This is a genomic window from Chitinophaga sp. W3I9, assembly GCF_050434025.1.
Taxonomy (GTDB): Bacteria; Bacteroidota; Bacteroidia; order Chitinophagales; family Chitinophagaceae; genus Chitinophaga.
The window spans coordinates 5846259-5865926 of sequence record NZ_JBNPWC010000001.1; the positions used below are offsets into that span (position 1 = coordinate 5846259).

The window sequence follows — 19668 nt, forward strand, 5'->3', positions numbered from 1 at the left end:
CTCAAACAAAAAACTACAGCGTTTTCACCCTGATATTCCTGAACCTTACAATAGATCCATGCCCCAGGAAGCCGATATGACCGGTTTCCCTGTTCAGGCCAGGATGTTTTTTATGATCCAGCGTACCATTTTTACGGGCGTCTGCAATGTCGCCGTCGAGGATAACGGTGCCATTCAATATTACTTTGATATGGGTGCCATCTACAATCGCTTCTTCTGTATTCCATTCTCCAACGGGTTTCAGGAAACCGCGTTTGGCAGGGATTACACCATATACAGAGCCATGATATTGATATACCTGCAGGTCTTTATAGATATCTGCTTCGTTATCGAGGATCTGTAACTCCATACCTTCGTAGGCAGCATCACCTTCCAGCGGTGCGCGGATACCCAGGCCATTGTTAGCGCCCGGTGTCAGCTGGAATTCGAAACGGAAAGAGAAGTTTTTGTATTCGTCTTTCGTATAGAGGTTACCGTGACCGCCATTGGTTGGATAGATCACGAGATTACCGTTATCGATCACATAGTCTTTGGTGTTGCCTGTCCATTCGTGCATGTTGGTGCCATCGAACAGCATTTTGTAGCCGGCTTTCTTCTCTTCATCGCTCAGCACATAAGGCTTCGGACGGGGAATTTCACGGATGTAAAGATCACGGTATGCTACATAGGTACCATGTGCCTGCAGCTCGATCTGTTCTTCGGGGAAGATCGGCAATCCGCGGTTCCAATAGTTTTCCAGGATGGTGTTATCGGTTACGAGTTCTCCGTTGAGATATACCGTTACGCGATCACCCTGCATGAGGATACGGAAATGATTCCATTCGCCGATAGCGTTGTCTGCAAGTTTCAGTGGTTTGCTTTCATGTTGCTGGTTGTTGTATAAGCCACCGGAGCCAACCTGTGCGCCCACATCGGTGCGGGAGGTGTCCCATATCTGTACCTGCGGGGAACCACGGAGATAAATACCGGCATCGCCCTGTGAGGTGATCTTCCAGTCTACCAGCATCTCAAAGTCGCCATATTTCTTTTCGGTGCAGAGGTTATCACCGCTGCCGCTAAACACCAGCAGGCCGTCTTTTGCGGACCAGCCTTTGCGCATGTTGTCGTTTGCTTTGTCCTGCGCTTTGCTGAGTGCTTTGGCATCCATTTTTCCGCGTGCTATTGGGTTCTCTACGAGCCCTTTCCAGCCGGTAAGGTCTTTACCGTTGAAGAGCGGAACGAATCCTTCACCATCGGGCATTTCAGCGAGGTATTTGCGGATCGACTGCCGTTGGTAATCGGCATCGGGGCCGTTCAGCACTTTGAATGTTTTCTCTAACAAAGCGCGTACGATGGTGCCATTATAACTTTTATCTGCCAGTGCGATGTTCATTACAGCGTTGGCGGCGGCCTGTTGCACGGGTGCATTATCGAGGTAGTTACCTGCGAATAATAAGGCAGGCAGTGTTTTGCAACGCTCTACGCCTTCCAGCACCTTCTGTTGTATTACTGTTGAGGGCAACAGCTCCATGGCGTTGCGGAACATCAGCAGTTGCTGATCGGCGGGCAAAGCGGAGCGGCGGGTAAGCGCCACGTAGCCGGCAAGTGCTTCATCACGATAGGTAGCATCTTCGCGTGCAATTTTTAAGAGCGCAGGGGTAGCGGCCATATCTTTCCAGGAAGACAATGCCCTTACTGCTGCTTTTTTCGTAGCTGCGTCACCGTTATTAAAGGAGGTAACTACCGGTAACAAGGCATCTTTTTCACCGATACCTGCCAATACGGGAAGGTAGCGGGCTTGCTGACCGGCGGGCGCCTGCTTCATCTGTGCAAGTACGTCACTGCTGGTAGCGCCGGCGCTGATGAGCGCAGCCTGTATGCTGGCGATATCCGTTTCCCTGGTGGTGTTATTGAGTAAGGTAAATAGTTCCGGAAGATTTGCCTTTGTGGCCACATCCTTCAATGCGGCAATGGCCGCACTGCGGGTGCCGGCATCTGTGCTGGCGGTGAGGGGCAGTACATCATTTACGCGGCTGTCTGCTTTACGTGCGGCCAGTACCGTTAGTAAGGCTGTTTGCGCTGCAGCTGGCATGGTGGCCAGCGAGGCGCCGGATTGTGCAGCTACTTCTTCGCCCGGCATAATCAGGAGTGCCTGCGTTACGGCTTCCACGGTAGCAGCATCTCCTGTTTTCATGGTTTGCAGCAGGGAAGGTAAGGCAGCGGCGCCACCGGTTTTGCCAGCCGCTTTGATGGCAGCCAGTTTTACGCTCTCCTCTTTGCTACCCAGTAATTTCTGAAGGGCAGGTAAAGCTGCGGCCACTTTATTATCTCCCAACATAGCTATTACAGCAGCTTTATTGGCATTATCAGGACCCGACAGTTTCTTCAGCCACAAGGCATTAGCTGCCAGGCCGTATTGACCTGCAAATTTCAGTGCAGCATCACGGTATTCCGCATTCTTATCATCCGCAGCCGCTAACAGCAGCGGCATATTCTTTTCACCACGGATGGCAGTGAGCAGTTTTAATGCTGCCGTACGGGTGTGTACCTGTGCGTCTGTTTTTGTTTGCTTCAGTAAGTTCTCTGCTATTTTCGCTGCAGCTGCTTTATCAGTGATATTGGCAGCGTAGTACAGATAGGAAGCAGTAGCGTCGGTTACATCGTAGGAATAACCGCTGTTGGCAGCGGCAGTGGCTAATACCGGTGCAGAAGCCGGCGCGCCGATCTGCGCCAGTGCATACAACGCTACTTTGGCGAGTTTTTTATCTGCATTGGTGGCCAGTGGCGCAATAGTAGCAGCAGCGGCAGTATAACGGCTATCACCCAACGCTTCCGTAAGGGTGATGCGGTTGTTGCCGGAAGCGGCGCTGAGCGCCTGTAACAGGGCCTGCTGTGCGGCGGGCGTGTTAACTTTTACCAGTGCGCGCGCAGCAGGGTCGCACAAACGGTTATCTGTAAGATACGATTGCAACGTGCCGGTGGCGTTATCATCTGCCAGGGTTTCCAGCTGCGTGATCAGGAAAAATTTGTTTTCCGGTTCCGCTGTTTTTGCCAGTGCTTTGCAAAGCGCTGCAGAAGCCTGTTTGCGGACGGTTTCTTTTCCCGGCTGGGTAACATAATAGGCATATCCGGCCAGCGCATATTCCAGCTGCGTATTATTGCCCTTTCCGGGCGCAGCCAGCATACCGGCTATAGTAGTAAGCCCTTCTTCCCCCAGCGCCGCAATCGACTCCATATTGGCGTTAAACTGCGTTTTATTGGGTGCCGGCATCAACGCCAGCACATCGGCTATTTTGGTATGAAACGCACGCTGATCTGATGGCCCCTGTGCGGAAACCAGGCTACTCCAGCCAACCAGTAATGCAACGAGTAAGTATTGTATCTTTTTCATAATTCGTTTACTTGATTGTTTAGATAGTCCACGGTCCGCGCATTGGCTGATAGATCAGCGCATTGGCGCCAGCATCCTCTATAAATTCCTGTTTCACCGGGTCGAATTTCAGCGAGCGGTTCAGGCGCAGGGCAATCTTACCCATGTTTACGAGGGTAGCGGAGCGATGACCATTTTCCTCGTTCAGCGCAAACTTCCGGCGGTTCTTTACAGCGTCCACAAAATCTGTTTGCTGTGGGGCGGGGTCAGGGAATGCAGCCAGTTTCTTTTCCAGGTCCTGGATATCTGAGCGGAAACCCGGGTACAGTTTTCCTTTGGGTCCTTCTATATAAGCGGCCTTTTCATCGGCGCCATCACCATCCAGGATGATCTGGCAGCCATCTGCATAGGTGTAGGTAATTCTTCTCCAGGTGCCCACTGCATCAGGATGCTGTTGTGGTGCATCCACTTCCACACTTACCGGGCTGGTGTCATCTTTACCCAGGAAATACTGGATAGGATCCAGGTAATGCTGCCCCATATCTCCCAAACCACCACCATCATAATCCCAGTAACCACGGAAGGTTTGATGCACACGGTGCGGGTTATACGGACGATAAGGCGCAGGCCCCAGCCACATATCATAATCCAGTTCTTTCGGTACCGGCATGGCTTCCAGGTTGGTTTTGCCTACCCAGTAGAATTTCCAGTCGAAGCCCGTATGCTTGCTTACGGTTACCTTCAGCGGCCAGCCAAGCAGGCCGCTGTCTACCAGTTTTTTAATCGGCTTCACTGTGGTGCCCATTCCATAAAAACGGTCTTCAAAGCGGAACCAGGTATTCAGGCGGAAGATCCTTCCATGTTGCTGTACTGCTTCCACGAGGCGTTTGCCTTCGCCAATGGTGGCTGTCATCGGCTTTTCACACCAGATGTCTTTACCGGCGCGTGCTGCGTCTGCGGCAATGATACCATGCCAGTGCGGCGGCGTAGCCACGTGTACAATATCTACCTCCGGCAGGGTGATCACTTCGCGGTAGTCGCTAAAGGTTTTTACGCCTTTACTTTTATCTCCCAGCTGGTCCATTGCCAGTTTCAGGTGACTGCGGTCTACATCGCAGAGCGCCACTACCCGGGTGCCGGCGTAGCCAAAGTGGCCGCGTCCCATGCCACCGGTGCCTATAACGGCTTTGGTCAGCTGGTCGCTGGGCGCCAGGTAACCGCGGCCCAGCACATGCCTGGGCACAATTGTAAATGCAGCAAGCGCTCCCAGGGAATTTTTGAGAAATGCCCGCCTTGAATCGCTGTTTTGTTTCGCCATAATTCAGTTTAATTGAATGCCTGGATTTGTTTTGATTGATAGTATTAGTTCACTGTATGATGATATATTCACTGTATTGTCACATCGTGGTTGTATGAATGGTAAGATATAATCTAACAAGATGATATGCAAGTACAGTAACGAAAATTTGATAAACGGTAAAAAATTAATACCCGGTGTTCTGCGTCATTTCCGGGTTAGATAACATTTCCTTTTCCGGTATTGGCCACAGGTAATCCCGGTCGGTATACGAACGGTCCTGCACCTTTACGGCCACACCTGTTTCGGGATTGGTAGCGCCAAATACCTGTCCGTTCATTACCTGCTTAACAATGCCCCATCTCCGGATATCAAAATACCGCTGTCCTTCAAATGCCAGCTCCGCCTGCCGTTCCCGGCGCACCAACTGCCGCAGCATTGCTGCACTATTGTAGCGCTGCTGGTCAACCACCGGCATGCCAGCCCGGGTACGAACATCATTCAGATATTGTATGATCAGTGGATCCTGCCAGTTGCCCAGCTCAATCACGGCTTCTGCATAGGATAACAATATCTCACTGTAACGGATGTACATAAAATCGAGGGAGCCACTCCTGCCCTGCCGGTCGCGCGGATCAAGGTATTTCCGGATCCAGTAGCCGGTGGCAGTAGATTTCTGCACACCTATTTTATCGGTGTTGTTGGTAGCATTATCAAAAGGAGAAAGGATATAATTGGCATCGAGGTACGACTGACCGGGATACAGGACAGACACAGCCAACCGGGGATCACGGTTATTTTTATAGTTGGGATCTTTACGGTATATCGCCATGGAATCAGGGCCCAGCTCCGCCGGGGTTTTACCCTGTTTTGTTTCAAAGTTATCTACTACCTGCGCAGTGGGCGACACATAGGTTTCTCCACCAATACCATAAGGCGCAAAGGTGGTCCAGGCGTTATCGCAACCATTAGCTTTGAAAAAAATACGTTCTTTGTTTAATTCACCGGTGTAACTGAATAATTCTGCATAGCTGTTCACGCCTGCTTTTTCACTACGGTGTAATTTATAAACCCCTGTGCCGATGATCTTCGCCGCTGCATCCCTGGCCACATCATAATGATGGAAAAACAACGCCAGCCGCACGATCAGTGCATTACAGGCCCCGGCAGAAATACGCCATGTTTCATCGCTGTCATATTCTTTCGGTAAATTCTCCGCACACACTTTTAACTCGCTCAGGATAAACTCATATACTTTTTCGGCCGGATCTCTTTTCAGTCGGTTCTCCAGCGGTGTAACGGACTTCGTCACAATGGGAATGTCACCAAAAAACAGCATGATCTCCATGTGATAAAAAGCACGTAATGCACGGGCTTCATACTTCATACGGGTGCGCAGCTGCTCGTCCATAAAACATTTATCCACGTTTTCAAGAAAACGGCAGGCGCGGCGTACATCTATATAATCATCCCGCCAGATCCATTCGGCCACATCCCAGGTAGGGTTTTGCAATCCGCGGGTGTAAATATCGTAGTTACCTCTGAAGTCGCCGCGGCAAACGGCTTCGTCGCTCAGGCCCGACCAGAACATTACATTCCTGCCGCTGGAACCTGCCGGCACCCCGGCATAAATAGAGCCAAGCGCATTATAGGCATGACTCTCCGTTTTCCACCACTCCAGGTCAGTAACACCGGAGGGGTTATCGTGGGTGAGAAATTTTTTGCAGCCCGGTGAACACAGTAATACCAGGCCCAGTATCATCGTTATGTTGAATTTCATTTTCATTGCGAAAAAGTTGAATGGTTATAGTTGAATACTTACCCCTGCAGTATACATTTTCATAATGCCATACGTCCATTGGTTGCCCTGGCTTTCAGGGTCTACCAGTTTCATGGAAGTGAATACAAACGGATTTTGTGCATTCAGGTATACCCTGGCACCGTTAACGCCTATACGTTTTAACGTAGTGCTGCTGAAATTATAACCCAGCTGGATATATTTCATCCTGATGTAGGCGCCGTTCTGGATCCAAAAATCGGACGACAGCTTATTGATATCCGGTGTAGTGGTTAAGCGGGGAAAGCGGGCATTGGTACGCTCAGGCGTCCAGTAGTTGTCTGCATAATATTGTGTAGGAACACCTCCGTCAAAAGACATATCCAATGGATAGGCCAGCATACCTGACAGCACCGCATCGCTTTTACTCACACCCTGCAACAGCATTTCCAGTTCCCATTTTTTATAGGTGATGCGGAAGTTGGCAAAGAAGTCGGCGCGCGGTGTAGGATTACCGATCACTGTTTGGTCGTTGCCATCAATGATATTATCCCCGTTCTGATCCAGGTAGCGGATATCTCCTGGTTTTGCATTAGCGATCACTGGTACCAGCGGCGTGCCATCCGGTTTAAAATCCGCGGCCTGCAACAAACCATTTGTTTTATAACCATATAAACTCTTCAGTGCATATCCTTCCTTGTCAATGTTCCTGCCACTGATATAAGGGCCGCCCAATACCGTCAGGAAGGTGTTTTTATTATAAGAAACGCCAGGGCGTACAGAGAGGGTGACATCTTTACCAATACGACCATTATAATTCAGCGACAGCTCCACTCCTTTGTTCCGCAATTTGCCTGCGTTGATGGGAGGAGTGCCCATACCGCCTACATAAGATACCGGTGGCTTGAGAATAATACCATTGGTAGTTTTGTTGTAGAAGTCGAACGTAAGCTCCAGTTTACTCTGCAGCAAAGCCAGGTCCAGTCCCAGATCCAACATGTCCACTGTTTCCCAGGTAATATCCGGGTTACCGAAAATTGATTCCACGCCATCTGTGGCGCTGATCATATTCTGGTACTGGTAAAGGTCTATATTCTCATTACCCAGCCGGCCGTAAGATGCACGGAGCTTCATGCTGCTAATAACAGATACGGGCGCCATAAAGGACTCCTTATGTACATTCCAACCCAACGCTACGGAAGGAAATGTACCGTATTTATGACCCGGACCAAAACGTGATGAACCATCTGTACGAATGGCTCCTTCCAGCAGGTATTTATCTTTATAAGAATAATTTACTTTTCCATAAAACGATAACAGGGAATTTACATCCCAGAATTTACTATTGTTCTCTTCCTGTGAATAGCCACCCATCAGATAAAAGTGATGATCTTTCAGGTCATAGGTATAGTCGGCCGTTACGCCTGCGTAATAGTAAGTAGTCCTATCCATAGCAGCAGTCCGCTGCACACCCCATGTTTGCACCAGTTTACCGGTATAATAATCAAAGAAGTAATAATTGTCACGGGAAGTGCGGGTCACGTCGCTGTTCAACCGGAAGCTGAATTGTCCGCGGAGATTCAGGCCAGGCAATACTTCCCATTTAGGCTGCAGGTTAATACTGGATTGACCGTACTCATTGGCAGATTGACCGCCATGTTCTGCGTAGGCCACCGGGTTTACAATATCCACGTAGCGGCCATACATGACCGGTGCGCCATCTTTTGCCGGGTATTTGGGAAGAATAGTAGGCGGTACCCGGAAAATATCTTCCAATATCCTGTTTCCATTACTCCCATTGGGACGGTTAGGATAAAAAGTATTTCGTTTGATGGCCAGCATGTCCATGTATACCAGGAACTTTTTGGTAAGGGTAATGGAGGTATTGGCGCGGATATTATACTTATTGGAGTGGTTGAGGGGGATCATCCCTTGCTGGTTCTGATAGTTGGCCGTTAAGGCAAAACGTGCGAGGCTGTTACCGCCGCTCACTCCCACCGAGTGACTGGTAATAGGCGCCGCGCGGTTCAGGATTTCCTTCTGCCAGTCGGTGTTAGGATATTTTACCGGGTCGTCGCCGGCTGCTGTATGTTGAATATCTTCTTCCGAATAGAATGGAGCGTTGCCGGCATTCACCTGTGCTTCGTTAAACATGCGCATATATTGCGGCGCTTCCACCAGCGCCGGCATGGAGGAGGGCGACTGCACGCCATAATAGCCATCATAGGTAACGGCTACCCTTCCGGCTACGCCGCGTTTGGTCGTTACCAGTATAACACCATTAGCGGCGCGGGCGCCGTATACAGCGGCAGCGGCAGCATCCTTCAGGATGGTAACGCTTTCCACGGTAACGGGATCAATATAGTTCATGTCCATCGGCACACCATCCACCATTACCAATGGATTGGAGGCGTTCGTCGTGCTGATGCCACGGATCTTTATTATGGCGGCATCCCCGCCGGGCAGACCGGAACTTTGCGTTACCTGCAAACCGGTAACGCCTCCCTGCAATGCCTGTGATAATGCCGTAATGGGCTTGCCATTGGTTTGCTGCGCAATATTTACAGAGCTGATGGAGCTGGCAATATGTTTCCGTTGCTGTTCTGAAAGGCCCACCACTACTACTTCATCGAGGGCAGCTACGTTTTCTTTCAGGGAAATATTCAGTGCATTGTGGCTCCGGATAATGGTATATTCCTGCGCGAGGTACCCCATTTGCGTAAAAACAAGCACCGCATTTTTTTTAGCGCGGAAGGTGAAGTAGCCATCGGCGTCGGTAGTGGTACCAAGACTGTTATTGTCTTTTACCCGGATAGTTACTCCCGGTAGCGCCTGCGGAGGTTCATGCGTATCGTATACCCGTCCGCGTATGAGATAGGTACTGTCCTCCAACAGCGAGATGGTTGACAGGCGTTGCTCCGGCTTACCTTTTTCCTTCGGAATGATGGCTACCTGGTTGCGCATGATGCGGTAGCTGAGACCTGTATTTAACAGGGCTTTGTCCAGTACTTCGTTGATCTTTTTATCCTGCAGATCAAGCGTCAGCGGTTGTTCCCTGTTTACCAGTTCATCTTTATAAAAGATACGCCAGCGGCTTTGCGACTGGATCTGGTTAAACAGCTGGGGCAAGGTGCCCTGGTGCAGTTTGATGTTGAGGTGTTCGTCCTGCGACTTGCCGGTAGCAGAAACCCCAAGGATAGCGATGAACAGTAAAATTACAGTCAGTTTCATTGTTCTCAGGAGTTTAATGGCAAAAACATTGCCTGGCGGTACCCGCCATTGTGCATAGATTTTTTTCATAACTTCACTACAGTTTTTTTAGTTAAACAAAAAGACAAGCCCGTCCCCGCTTCGGCGGGGCTGTGCAACCGGAAGATGTCCCACCATCTTCCGGCTTTTTTTTGGTGATATGTATGATAATTAGTCTTTCTCTTTCAGTACGATGCGCTGTCCCTGGCGCTCATAGCGCAGCGAGTTGGTAGCGCATATCACGTCAAGTACGTTTTCAAGATGATCTTCCAGGTCAAGGTCGCCGGAACAGGTTTCCAGTCCGGGTTGTGTTGATGCAAGGTCCAGCTGTATATTATAGTAACGCGTTAATTTTTTCAGGATTTCTTTCAGCGGTGTACTGTAAAACAGCAGGCGCCCGTCTTTCCAGGCAGTATAGGTTGCTACATTCACAGTGCTTACCTGCAGGGTTTCGCTTTCCATGCCTACCGTAGCCATTTCGTTGGGTTGCAGCTGACGGGAATGTTGCCCGAAGCGGCGCTGTGAAGGCAGGTGGAGGCGCACACTTCCCGATGCCAGTACCAGGCTTTGCTGGTGGTCGTCTGGATAAGCGCTGATATTAAAGGAGGTGCCGAGCACTTCTGTTTCTATACGTGAAGCATATACGAAAAATGGCGATCCGGCATTGGGGGCTACCTCAAAAAAGGCTTCCCCTTCCAGGTATACTTCCCGTTTTTTCCGGTGAAAGGTAGCGGGATAAACAAGGCGGGAGCCGGCATTCAGCAGCACGATGGTGCCATCTTCTAGCTGGAGGCGGGCGCGGCGGCCGTAAGGTACCAACAGCGTATTGTATGGAGCTGTAGACGACAGGGTACTATCCGCATTGATGGTTACGCCTTGACCTCCATATACCAGTGATGCGTTTTTTCCTTTTACCACGATCGCGGGTTGCTGCCCAAGGATCAGGCGGGTATCGGTGGCGCGTTCCAGGTGTTGCTGCTGAGCAAACTGTACCAGCGAGTGCGGGGCCTGGGGCCAGAACAACCAGGTGGCCACGGACAACAACAGCAAGACGGCAGCGGCGATTTTGAGGAACAGGTATCTGTGCACAAATGGTTTGGCTGCTAACCCCGCGGCGATATCCTGCCACAGCAGGGCTTTATCGGCCGGGTCCCACGTTTCTGTGGCGGCGTTTGTGATCATGCGTTGCACGGCATCTGCCATTTGCTGTTGCACGGGATCATCGCTTTGTGCAGGCGGCTCATGGTCATTACCAAGCAGGTCTTCCAGTTTCAGGTGTTTCTTATCAGGCATCTTTCGGCATCTTTGCTATATAGAGCAACAAACAAACAGGATATAGACTCCGGAACGAAACTTTTTTTATTCAGGGATGCTCCCGGGAAATCCAGGACATTAAGAGGATCATTAACGGCAGCACCGGTACCTTTTCCATGTTGGCACGCAGTTGCCGGAACGCTCTGTAGGCGAGAGTGCGGCAGGTTGGTACACTTATTTTCATGATTCCCGCCACTTCTTCGTACGACAGGCTGCAGTTGAATTTGAGGAAAAGGACTTCTTTCTGCCGGGCGGGTAATTCGTTCAGTTCACGGGCCAGCAGCCGGAGCAATTCCTGCTGCTGTTCCGCTGCAATCAGCAGCTGTTCTGCATCCGGCTCATAGAAGATCGAGAAATAGTCTTCCGGATTGGCAGTATGCAGCATAGTGGCATTCTTTTTTACGGCCTGGTGGATTTTCCTGCGGAATGACCGGAGCAGGTAAAACCGGATGTTCACGTCATGCGCCAGGTTATTCCTGTAGTGATAAAGACTGGTAAAAAGCTCCTGGATACAGTCTTTTATCGTGCTGGTATCTTTTATATATCTCAGGCCATACCGGAAAAGCATATCCGCATACATTTCATACAACTCCCTGTAGGCTTGTTGATCCCCCAGGATGACATTGTTCCACAAAATATTATCAGCTGCAATTAGGCGGTCTTTCAAACAGTAAATATTTAGAAGTGGTTGATGCCCCTAATATAAAGGAAAAAGCAGAAAGCTGAAAGCAATAAACAAAAAGCTACTGGCACAGGCACCGGAGCGGATATTTTTTCCGGAGATGAATATGCTCCGGGAACTTACCTGCTTTGGTCATTGCGCCAATAGCTTCTTTTTATTTTATGTTTTTGCTGAACGGGTGGCGCTTATGCTTCCTGGAAGGCATGCCATAAGCTGGCTGCGCCGATCAGTGCTGCGGCTTCGCCGAGGGTAGCTATAACTACCGGGATGGTGATCTGTTGTTTTTCCAGTTCTTTTTTTAGTTGGGGAAGAAACAGGTCTGCCGCATTGGCGATATTTCCGCCGATCACTACAATTTCAGGTTGTTCTTCTTTAATAAAGGTGGTAAGAAAAGTACCGAGGTTTACCGCAAACTCATTGAACAGCTGCGGTATCCTATCGTCAACGCCTATACGTGCTACCAGCGCTTTTACATCTGCTATTGCTTCGCCGCTTATTTCTTCATAGCGTTTTACAAACCAGCGCGTAGAGAGATAGTCTTCCGCCATACCCTCTTTAAAGGGAGCGCACCAGCGATTGGCATCGTTGGCTGCTCCGTCGCGATAGATGGCGGAACCCAGTCCGGTGCCCAGTGTAAGGCCAATTACCTGTTGGTGATTCCTGCCGGCGCCGCTGAATACTTCGCCCTGCAGGAAGCAGCCGGCATCATTGATAAAGCGGATTTGCTGCGGGGAAATTCCGAGGCGCGTTGCCAGTAATTCCTTTACATTCAGGTTGTATAAAGCGTCATATTTGTGTTGCCCTTTCATGAGGCTGATCCCCCGCTCATAGTCGAACGGGCCAGGCATCCCGATGCCGATGTGCCGTACATCTTCAGAAGCGTGGGTGAAAACCTCACTGATAACAGCCGCCCAGCCATCGATGATATCTGCTACTTCGCCCTGTGAGTTAATACGTGTGCGGTTCCATGAACTTTCTATGATGGATCTTGTGCCAAGATCTACGAGTGCTGCGGTAATGTGAGAGCCGCCGATATCTATTCCTAACGCCGTGGAATTTGTCATAAATTCAATAATAGAATGTTTTGCTAAATCGTTAAAGCTATACAAATATAAAAAACTATTTGGTTGACATGCTTGGAAAAATCGTTTTAGCAGAGTGAATAATGGTTAAACTCTTCCCAATATAGGGCGTTTTTCCAAAAATCAAAAAAAACGGACAAATTTTCAACGGATATCAAAAAAAACTGCCCGGCATTATCTGAAACAGTTTGCAAAAATGATCCGGAACAACTTATCTGAAAATCCGTGCTAAAGGAACTATCGTTTGCCCGGAATTATTTTGACAGATGAAAAATAATCATCACTTTTACATCGTAATTCATTCTTCAATGGAATCTGATCATTGCTCCGGCAACAACATCCTTATATCTTATATCGCTACGAACTTCAACACTTCGCCCCCACTTTTCTGAAACATACCTGCATGGCCCAAACCCTGATCTGACAAGTCCGTCAGCCGTATCGCCATGCCGTTAAATTCATCTTACACAAATACATACCTTAACAACAACCCTGCAAATGGAAAACACATTTCTCAGATGGGCTTTGCTTATCGGCCTGCCCATTCTTTGCCTTGTACTGTACAAAGTAATTCTTCGTATATGCTTTGGCGTAGTCATTGTACCGGAAGACCGTATTGGTCTGGTTACTAAAAAATTTGTACTGATCGGTAAACAGGAACTGCCGGAAGGCCGCATCCTCGCCACCAACGGCGAAGCTGGCTTCCAGGCGCAAACACTCGCTCCCGGCGTATACTTCTGGAAATGGATCTGGCAGTACAGCGTTACCTTCCAGCCATTTACCATCATCCCTACCGGTAAAATAGGACTGGTACTGGCTAAAGACGGTTCAGAACTGGAAACAGGTGCTATCCTGGCCCGCAAGGTTCCCTGCGACTCCTTCCAGGACGCAGTGGCCTTTCTCCGGAATGGTGGCCGCAAAGGCCGGCAAACTGCTATTATCACGCCCGGATCATACCGTATCAATACCTTCCTGTTTGAAGTGGAAATCACGGACATGCTGTCCATCCCCGACAATGCGGTAGGAATTGTGACTACCCTCGAAGGACAAGCCATTGAAACCGGCTCCATTGCGGGTAAAACCATCGACAAACACAACAACTTCCAGGATGTGGATGCCTTCCTCGAAAAAGGCGGTTACAAAGGCTTGCAGGAACAGGTGATCCTGGCCGGCTCCTACTTTATTAACCCCTGGTTTGCCAAACTGGAAATGGTTCGCATGACGGAAATCGCGATCGGCCATGTAGGCGTGGTCATTTCCTTCGTGGGTAATGATGGCGTGGATCTCAGCGGCGCAGAATTCAAACACGGTAATATTGTGGCCAAAGGTACCAAAGGCGTATGGGCAGAACCACTGGGACCCGGTAAGTATCCTGTTAATCCCTATATCATGAAAGTAGAATTGGTACCTACCACCAACCTGGTGCTGAACTGGGCCACCGCCAGAAGTGAAGCCCACCAGCTGGATAAGAACCTCTCTACCATCACCGTAAGGAGCCGCGACGGTTTTACTTTTAACCTCGACGTGGCACAGATCATCCACATCCCTACTACCGAAGCCCCCAAAGTAATTGCCCGATTTGGTAATATGAGCAACCTGGTCACACAGGTGCTGGAACCCACCATCGGTAACTACTTCCGTAACTCCGCCCAGGGATCAGATGTGATCAGTTTCCTCACCAGTCGTAAGGAACGGCAAACCTCCGCGAAGGAGCATATCGGCCAGGTACTGGACCAGTATAATGTGTTCGGGGTAGATACCCTCATTGGTGACATTGTGCCACCGGAAACACTGATGAAAACACTGACCGACCGTAAAATTGCGGAAGAACAGAAAATCACCTATGATACAGAACGACTGGCACAGGAAACCCGCCAGACGCTGGAAAAAGAAACCGCCATTGCAGAAATGCAGAAGGAAATTGTAAAAGCCGACCAGGGTGTTTGGATTGCGGAAAGACATGCAGACGCCTCCGTGAAAAAAGCGACCGGTGACGCCAACAGCGTGCGGTTGCAAGCCAACGCGGAAAGCGACCGGATGAAATTACTGGCCGGCGGTGAAGCAGAAAAAGTACGCCTGCTGGCCAAGGCAGAAGCGGAGCGTACTGAATGGATTGCAAAAAGCGGATGCGGAAAAAATTGCCCTCACTGGTAAAGCAGAAGCAGAAAAGATCCTGGCTATTGGTCAGTCCAGCGCAGCATCCTATAAACTGGCGGTGGAAGCAATGGGTGGCAACAACTTTACCCAACTGAAAGTAATGGAAGCCATCGGCACGCAGCAGATCCGTATCATGCCGGATGTACTCATCAACGGTGGAGACAGCGCCAACGGACCGATCAGCGGACTGCTCAGACTCAGACTGCTGGAAGACGTGGCAAAGAAAAACGAAGCCGGTAAACAGGCAGAATAGTCACTGCCGCAGGCATAACAAAAAGGGGAGGCCGTGATGCCTTCCCTTGTTGTTTAATAAAGCTCCCCTGGACAGGGTTACCAAAAGGATAGCGTTATCCTTTACGATAGCAGCGCATTGCGTATCTTTATACCCGTTTATACCCGGAAAAAGAAAATTTGAACGTATGCGAAAAGAAAATTCCTCTAATGCCATCAACGGAAAGCAGCTGCGCGGCGACTGCGGCACAGCATATACCCTGTCGTTGATCGGCGGACGCTGGAAACCCAGCATACTGTGGCGATTGCTGGATGGTAAACTACGTTATAACGAACTGAAAAAGTCGATCACCGGCATTTCGGAAAGAGTGCTGGTATTGCAGTTAAGGGAACTGGAAAACGACCACCTCGTTAAGCGGATCGTGTACCCGGAAGTGCCCCCGCGGGTGGAATACGAACTCACCCCGCTGGGATGGAGTATGGAAAGTATGTTGCAGCATATCTCCGACTGGGGAACCATGCACCGGGAAGACGCCATAGCGCGCCAGGCGTCCAAAGAAAAGACCGTAGCGGCTATGGCCGATAAAGGTTAAACAGTAAGTCCGGCGTCTTCCAGCGCACCGGAAGCCAGCGCGGTCCAGTCGGCATCATGTATATCCTTCGCCAGGATGGTTGTGAGCCGGTTCTGCACCAGGTTAGCCAGCGGCATCGGCGTATGCGATTTCCGCGCCGTTTGCAATACCAGGTCCATATCTTTCAACCCTAATTCCGCACTGAAAGAAGGATTACCGGTAAATTTACGGTCCAGGATCATGGCTCCATAATTCCTGAAGATGGGACCCGAAAATAAAGTAGTCGTGAGCATTTCATATGCCTCCCTGGGATCTACCCCGTTTTTCTCCGCCAGCGCAAAGGCTTCTGCCATCAGTTCCAACGCCCCGGCAATCATAAAATTACCCATCAGCTTCAGCACATTGGCGCTGCCCGCGTCTTCTCCGAGATCAAAAATGTTGCGGGCAAATCCAGCCTCCAATAAAGGACGGATCCTTTCTTTAGCCTTAGCCGGACCGGAAATTACCGAATTACCCGCTTTCGCGGTCGCCGCTTCCGGACGCGCAAATACCGGCGCCCCTACAAATAACACCCCGTGCTTTGCATGACCCGCCGACAACTCCCTGGAAATATCCGGTGATACCGTACTCATAGACACATGGATACCACCTTCACCAAGGGCCTGCACCAGCGCATCGGTAGCTATTGCTTCCAGCGCCTTGTCGTCCGCTACCAGGCTCAGTACAATTCCTCCTTTAACAGCAGTTTCTTCCGGGCTGCCCACCAGTATAGCGCCCAGCTGCTCCAGCGGCAACGCCTTCTCCCTCGTACGGTTATAAATTCTTAAAGTGTATCCTGCCTTCAGCAGGTTCTCTGCAATGGGATAGCCTAAATGGCCAGTGCCGATAAATCCAATGGTTTCCATAATACTTCAGTTAATGACTTCCTGATTCAAATCTATCAATTCAAAACGATTAATAAGAACATATTTGGATATTGCTTTGTTGGTAAAGAAATTTCTGAAGTACTCATTTTCGCTTATTTAACGTATTTTAATACCAGCACTTTATAAACCGCCACCGCTATGAGAACAATCCATCAATGGCTGGACGAGTACGGCAGCAGCCACCGTAACCATACCAACAAACTGATTCACTGGATTTGTGTACCCGCTATTTTTTTTAGTATCGTCGGATTTTTATACGCGATCCCATTGCCCATTGGTGGCGTACGTTCCTACATTTCGGTAGCGCATGTGGTATTGCTGTTACTGATCATTTACTATTTGCGCCTCTCTCCTTCTCTGGCGGCTGGCATGTTGCTGATAGGGGTGATCTGCTTATGGCTATGGCGCCTTATAGCGGCCACTCAGCTGGTGATCTGGCAGGTGGCGCTGTTTATTTTTGTAGCAGCCTGGATCGGGCAGTTTATCGGCCATAAAATAGAAGGCGCAAAACCTTCCTTCTTCAAGGACCTGCAATTTCTGCTCATCGGGCCGGCATGGCTGCTGAGTTTCATCTATAAAAAAGTAGGCATCCGCCTGTAAATGCCTCATGTGGCGGCCGACAAATAAAGCCGTAATACATAACTCATCTCGTATAAGATAAATAAAATAACCAGCGCCCCGTGAAAGGTCCGGTTACTGATCCTGATGGCCAGCAGGCAGAGGACAATGTGCGTGATATTACGGATCGGGTATTCTATCCCGAAATGATGAAAGTAATCGTGCCCTTTTATCAGCGTATCTATTACATCTGCAATAAACGAAAACGCCAGCACCCCAAAGAACCACTTTCGTCGTGAGTAAAAGTAGTCCTGGTATCCTTTATAATCTTTCAGATCGTCGGGGTACAATAGTGCACAGAGCAGGAAAAAGGTGGTAATAAAGGAGATGATAAAGATATATTCCGGGAAAGTCCATTTCTTCAGTGCGTGCAACGGCATTTCCCACCACCAGAAATGCACCAGCATCACAAAGATGTAGGCTACCCATGAAAGGTGTATCCAGTAAGGCTTTTCCCGGTTGGGATGCTGGATGAATTTGGCAGTGCCTTTGAGCAGATGTGCAATGCTGAGGCTCAGGATAAATCCTATCACCATTCTTACATGGCCGAATGTTTCCATAGCGGGGTATTTCTATGAATTTAATTCATTGCCCCTGAAAAAACAAAAGCCCCGATTAAAATCGGGGCTTATTTACCTAAACCTACAACTGTTACACTGTTATTGCAACAATATTTTATCTTGAAAAACTGTTTCCGTTAGTGCATAGCAGACGGATCGAGTTTCGCAGCTTTCTTAGCTTTTACCATGAGTACAAACGGTACGCAAATGAGGAATATCAGGCCCAGGTACAGGAACACATCCATATAAGATAATATGGCGGCCTGTTTCGTAACACTAAAATCAAGTAATTTATAACCTGTATTCAGTGCCTGGTGCGGGTCCATTCCCTTCGCGCCAAAACTTTGCTGTAAGCCGTTTACCCGGTTAATCACATCAGGGTTGTTGGTATCCAGTTTTGATACCAGGTCGCTCCGGTGCAGCATATTCTGGCGGGCCATAAAGGTAGTGATCAAAGCCACCCCAAATGAACCTCCCAGCTGACGCATCATACCAGTAAAAGCTGCTCCCTGGCCAATCTGCTGCCCTTTCAAACCAGACAGTGACAACGTGGTGATAGGAATAAAGAGTAATCCCATACCTATACCGCGAACGATCAGCATCCAGAAGAAGGCATCTGAGCCGGTATCTGCCGGTGTGATAATTTTATATCCCCAGAAACAGAAAACAAAGAAGAGGAACATACCACTTGCCACCATATATTGTTGTGGAATACCTTTCTCCAGCATTTTACCTATCAGCGGCATCATTACTGCGGTAGTCAATGCCGCAGGGATCATCAGCATACCCGACTGGGTAGCGGTCCATCCCAGTGAACCCTGTGTGTACAGCGGGATAATAAAGGTAGATCCGTATAATCCAAAGCCCATGATGAAAGAGAGAATGGTACCTGCCCGGAGGTTCCCGTTTTTGAGCACCCTCAGCTCCACGATAGGGTTCTTATAGGTAAGCTCACGCCATACAAAGAAGAACAGGGCCAATGCACTTGTAACGGTGAGGGCCGTAATAGTGGAGTCATTGAACCAGTCGTCTTCCTGCCCACGTTCCAGCACAAACTGCAAACTTCCTACCATCACCGCCAGGAGCCCTATACCGAGGAAATCTATCTCCGACATCGCTCTTTTCGCTCCGTACTTCGGGCTGCGCACAAACTGCAAAGTAAGCAGGGTGGCGATTACACCGATAGGAATGTTGATGTAAAAGATATAAGGCCAGGAATAGTTATCGGTAATAAAACCGCCTAACGGAGGGCCTAATGTTGGGCCGATGATTACACCCAACCCGTAAATGGCCTGGGCGATACCGCGTTTTTCAGGCGGATAACTTTCTGTGATAATCGTTTGAGAAGTTACCAGCAAAGCACCTCCACCCAAACCCTGTATGAAGCGGAATATGATCAGCTCCCACATGGCAGTTGCGTTACCGCAGAGGAAAGAGGAAACGGTGAATATAATAATAGACGCCGCGAAGTAGTTACGACGACCAAATTGCTGTGATAACCAGCTGGTCATCGGTACTATGATTACGTTACCGATAGCGTATGCAGTGATGACCCATCCGATTTCACTGAGCGTAGCGCCCATGTTACCACGCATGTCATTCAACGCCACATTTACGATAGTGGTATCCACTATCTCCAGCAAAGCGCAGAATATAGCGGTGATCGTAATGATCACCCTGCGTGAGCCGTATTCTATCAATGATTCTTGTTGCATGCAGCAATTATATTTTGAATGAGAACAACCCTACCCGGAGTTAATAATTAATGACGAACATGACCTTTCTGTTGAGGATCTGTTGTTAGAGCTAATCGATTACGCCTGCCTGTTAATTATTGCATGGTTCCCACTAATT

14 protein-coding genes are annotated in these 19668 nt (G+C 49.3%); 4 read left to right on the forward strand and 10 right to left on the reverse strand.

Going from position 1 to position 19668, the window contains the following annotated elements; genetic code table 11:
* Positions 1–13 precede the first annotated feature (13 nt).
* The 7 genes from QFZ51_RS23670 to QFZ51_RS23700 all read right to left on the reverse strand — a co-directional run bounded on the left by QFZ51_RS23670 (position 14) and on the right by QFZ51_RS23700 (position 12732).
* On the reverse strand, positions 14–3370 hold the full coding sequence (locus QFZ51_RS23670) for a DUF1080 domain-containing protein (protein WP_429049608.1): 3357 nt from the start codon (positions 3368–3370) through the stop codon (positions 14–16).
* Positions 3371–3389: 19 nt separating this feature from the next.
* Positions 3390–4667: a Gfo/Idh/MocA family oxidoreductase gene (locus tag QFZ51_RS23675; RefSeq protein ID WP_370907454.1), complete on the reverse strand. Its 1278-nt coding sequence runs from the start codon at positions 4665–4667 to the stop codon at positions 3390–3392.
* A 166-nt stretch (positions 4668–4833) separates the two neighbouring features.
* Complete coding sequence (locus QFZ51_RS23680) at positions 4834–6432, reverse strand: RagB/SusD family nutrient uptake outer membrane protein (RefSeq protein WP_429049611.1); 1599 nt, start codon at positions 6430–6432, stop codon at positions 4834–4836.
* Positions 6433–6450: 18 nt separating this feature from the next.
* On the reverse strand, positions 6451–9723 hold the full coding sequence (locus tag QFZ51_RS23685; protein WP_429049614.1) for a TonB-dependent receptor: 3273 nt from the start codon (positions 9721–9723) through the stop codon (positions 6451–6453).
* Positions 9724–9843: 120 nt separating this feature from the next.
* Complete coding sequence (locus QFZ51_RS23690) at positions 9844–10965, reverse strand: FecR family protein (RefSeq protein WP_429049617.1); 1122 nt, start codon at positions 10963–10965, stop codon at positions 9844–9846.
* A 70-nt stretch (positions 10966–11035) separates the two neighbouring features.
* The gene (locus QFZ51_RS23695) at positions 11036–11653 is read right to left on the reverse strand and encodes an RNA polymerase sigma factor (RefSeq protein ID WP_429049620.1); all 618 of its coding nucleotides are present in this window, start codon (positions 11651–11653) and stop codon (positions 11036–11038) included.
* Positions 11654–11853: 200 nt separating this feature from the next.
* On the reverse strand, positions 11854–12732 hold the full coding sequence (locus tag QFZ51_RS23700) for an ROK family protein (RefSeq protein ID WP_429049623.1): 879 nt from the start codon (positions 12730–12732) through the stop codon (positions 11854–11856).
* Between the two features lie 516 nt (positions 12733–13248).
* Here QFZ51_RS23700 and QFZ51_RS23705 point away from each other — a divergent pair.
* The 3 genes from QFZ51_RS23705 to QFZ51_RS23715 all read left to right on the forward strand — a co-directional run bounded on the left by QFZ51_RS23705 (position 13249) and on the right by QFZ51_RS23715 (position 15731).
* The gene (locus tag QFZ51_RS23705; protein ID WP_429049626.1) at positions 13249–14904 is read left to right on the forward strand and encodes an SPFH domain-containing protein; all 1656 of its coding nucleotides are present in this window, start codon (positions 13249–13251) and stop codon (positions 14902–14904) included.
* Entirely contained in the window at positions 14864–15160 is a 297-nt protein-coding gene (locus QFZ51_RS23710) for a hypothetical protein (RefSeq protein ID WP_429049629.1), read from the forward strand. Before QFZ51_RS23705 ends, QFZ51_RS23710 begins: the two co-directional genes overlap by 41 nt.
* A 166-nt stretch (positions 15161–15326) precedes the next feature.
* Positions 15327–15731, forward strand: coding sequence for a winged helix-turn-helix transcriptional regulator (locus QFZ51_RS23715; protein ID WP_079472767.1), 405 nt, complete (start codon positions 15327–15329; stop codon positions 15729–15731).
* Here QFZ51_RS23715 and QFZ51_RS23720 read toward each other — a convergent pair.
* On the reverse strand, positions 15728–16615 hold the full coding sequence (locus tag QFZ51_RS23720; RefSeq protein WP_429049633.1) for an NAD(P)-dependent oxidoreductase: 888 nt from the start codon (positions 16613–16615) through the stop codon (positions 15728–15730). The genes QFZ51_RS23715 and QFZ51_RS23720 overlap by 4 nt on opposite strands.
* A gap of 159 nt (positions 16616–16774) precedes the next feature.
* On the opposite strand from QFZ51_RS23720, the gene QFZ51_RS23725 reads away from it, so the two are divergent.
* The gene (locus tag QFZ51_RS23725) at positions 16775–17236 is read left to right on the forward strand and encodes a DUF962 domain-containing protein (protein WP_370907464.1); all 462 of its coding nucleotides are present in this window, start codon (positions 16775–16777) and stop codon (positions 17234–17236) included.
* Positions 17237–17241: 5 nt separating this feature from the next.
* Here the strand turns inward: QFZ51_RS23725 and QFZ51_RS23730 are convergent, their stop codons facing one another.
* Both QFZ51_RS23730 and QFZ51_RS23735 read right to left on the reverse strand, forming a co-directional pair.
* Positions 17242–17814: a hypothetical protein gene (locus QFZ51_RS23730; RefSeq protein WP_370907465.1), complete on the reverse strand. Its 573-nt coding sequence runs from the start codon at positions 17812–17814 to the stop codon at positions 17242–17244.
* A 137-nt stretch (positions 17815–17951) separates the two neighbouring features.
* Entirely contained in the window at positions 17952–19529 is a 1578-nt protein-coding gene (locus QFZ51_RS23735) for a DHA2 family efflux MFS transporter permease subunit (RefSeq protein ID WP_370907466.1), read from the reverse strand.
* Positions 19530–19668 lie beyond the last annotated feature (139 nt).

What these genes read in the sequence shown, in the direction of transcription:
- QFZ51_RS23700 (WP_429049623.1), bottom strand. Translation starts at nt 12,732, where the DNA reads ATGACAAATTCCACGGCGTTAGGAATAGATATCGGCGGCTCTCACATT.
- QFZ51_RS23715 (WP_079472767.1), top strand. Translation starts at nt 15,327, where the DNA reads ATGCGAAAAGAAAATTCCTCTAATGCCATCAACGGAAAGCAGCTGCGC.
- QFZ51_RS23730 (WP_370907465.1), bottom strand. Translation starts at nt 17,814, where the DNA reads ATGGAAACATTCGGCCATGTAAGAATGGTGATAGGATTTATCCTGAGC.
- QFZ51_RS23720 (WP_429049633.1), bottom strand. Translation starts at nt 16,615, where the DNA reads ATGGAAACCATTGGATTTATCGGCACTGGCCATTTAGGCTATCCCATT.
- QFZ51_RS23670 (WP_429049608.1), bottom strand. Translation starts at nt 3,370, where the DNA reads ATGAAAAAGATACAATACTTACTCGTTGCATTACTGGTTGGCTGGAGT.
- QFZ51_RS23680 (WP_429049611.1), bottom strand. Translation starts at nt 6,432, where the DNA reads ATGAAAATGAAATTCAACATAACGATGATACTGGGCCTGGTATTACTG.
- QFZ51_RS23735 (WP_370907466.1), bottom strand. Translation starts at nt 19,529, where the DNA reads ATGCAACAAGAATCATTGATAGAATACGGCTCACGCAGGGTGATCATT.
- QFZ51_RS23685 (WP_429049614.1), bottom strand. Translation starts at nt 9,723, where the DNA reads ATGAAAAAAATCTATGCACAATGGCGGGTACCGCCAGGCAATGTTTTT.
- QFZ51_RS23725 (WP_370907464.1), top strand. Translation starts at nt 16,775, where the DNA reads ATGAGAACAATCCATCAATGGCTGGACGAGTACGGCAGCAGCCACCGT.
- QFZ51_RS23705 (WP_429049626.1), top strand. Translation starts at nt 13,249, where the DNA reads ATGGAAAACACATTTCTCAGATGGGCTTTGCTTATCGGCCTGCCCATT.
- QFZ51_RS23690 (WP_429049617.1), bottom strand. Translation starts at nt 10,965, where the DNA reads ATGCCTGATAAGAAACACCTGAAACTGGAAGACCTGCTTGGTAATGAC.
- QFZ51_RS23675 (WP_370907454.1), bottom strand. Translation starts at nt 4,667, where the DNA reads ATGGCGAAACAAAACAGCGATTCAAGGCGGGCATTTCTCAAAAATTCC.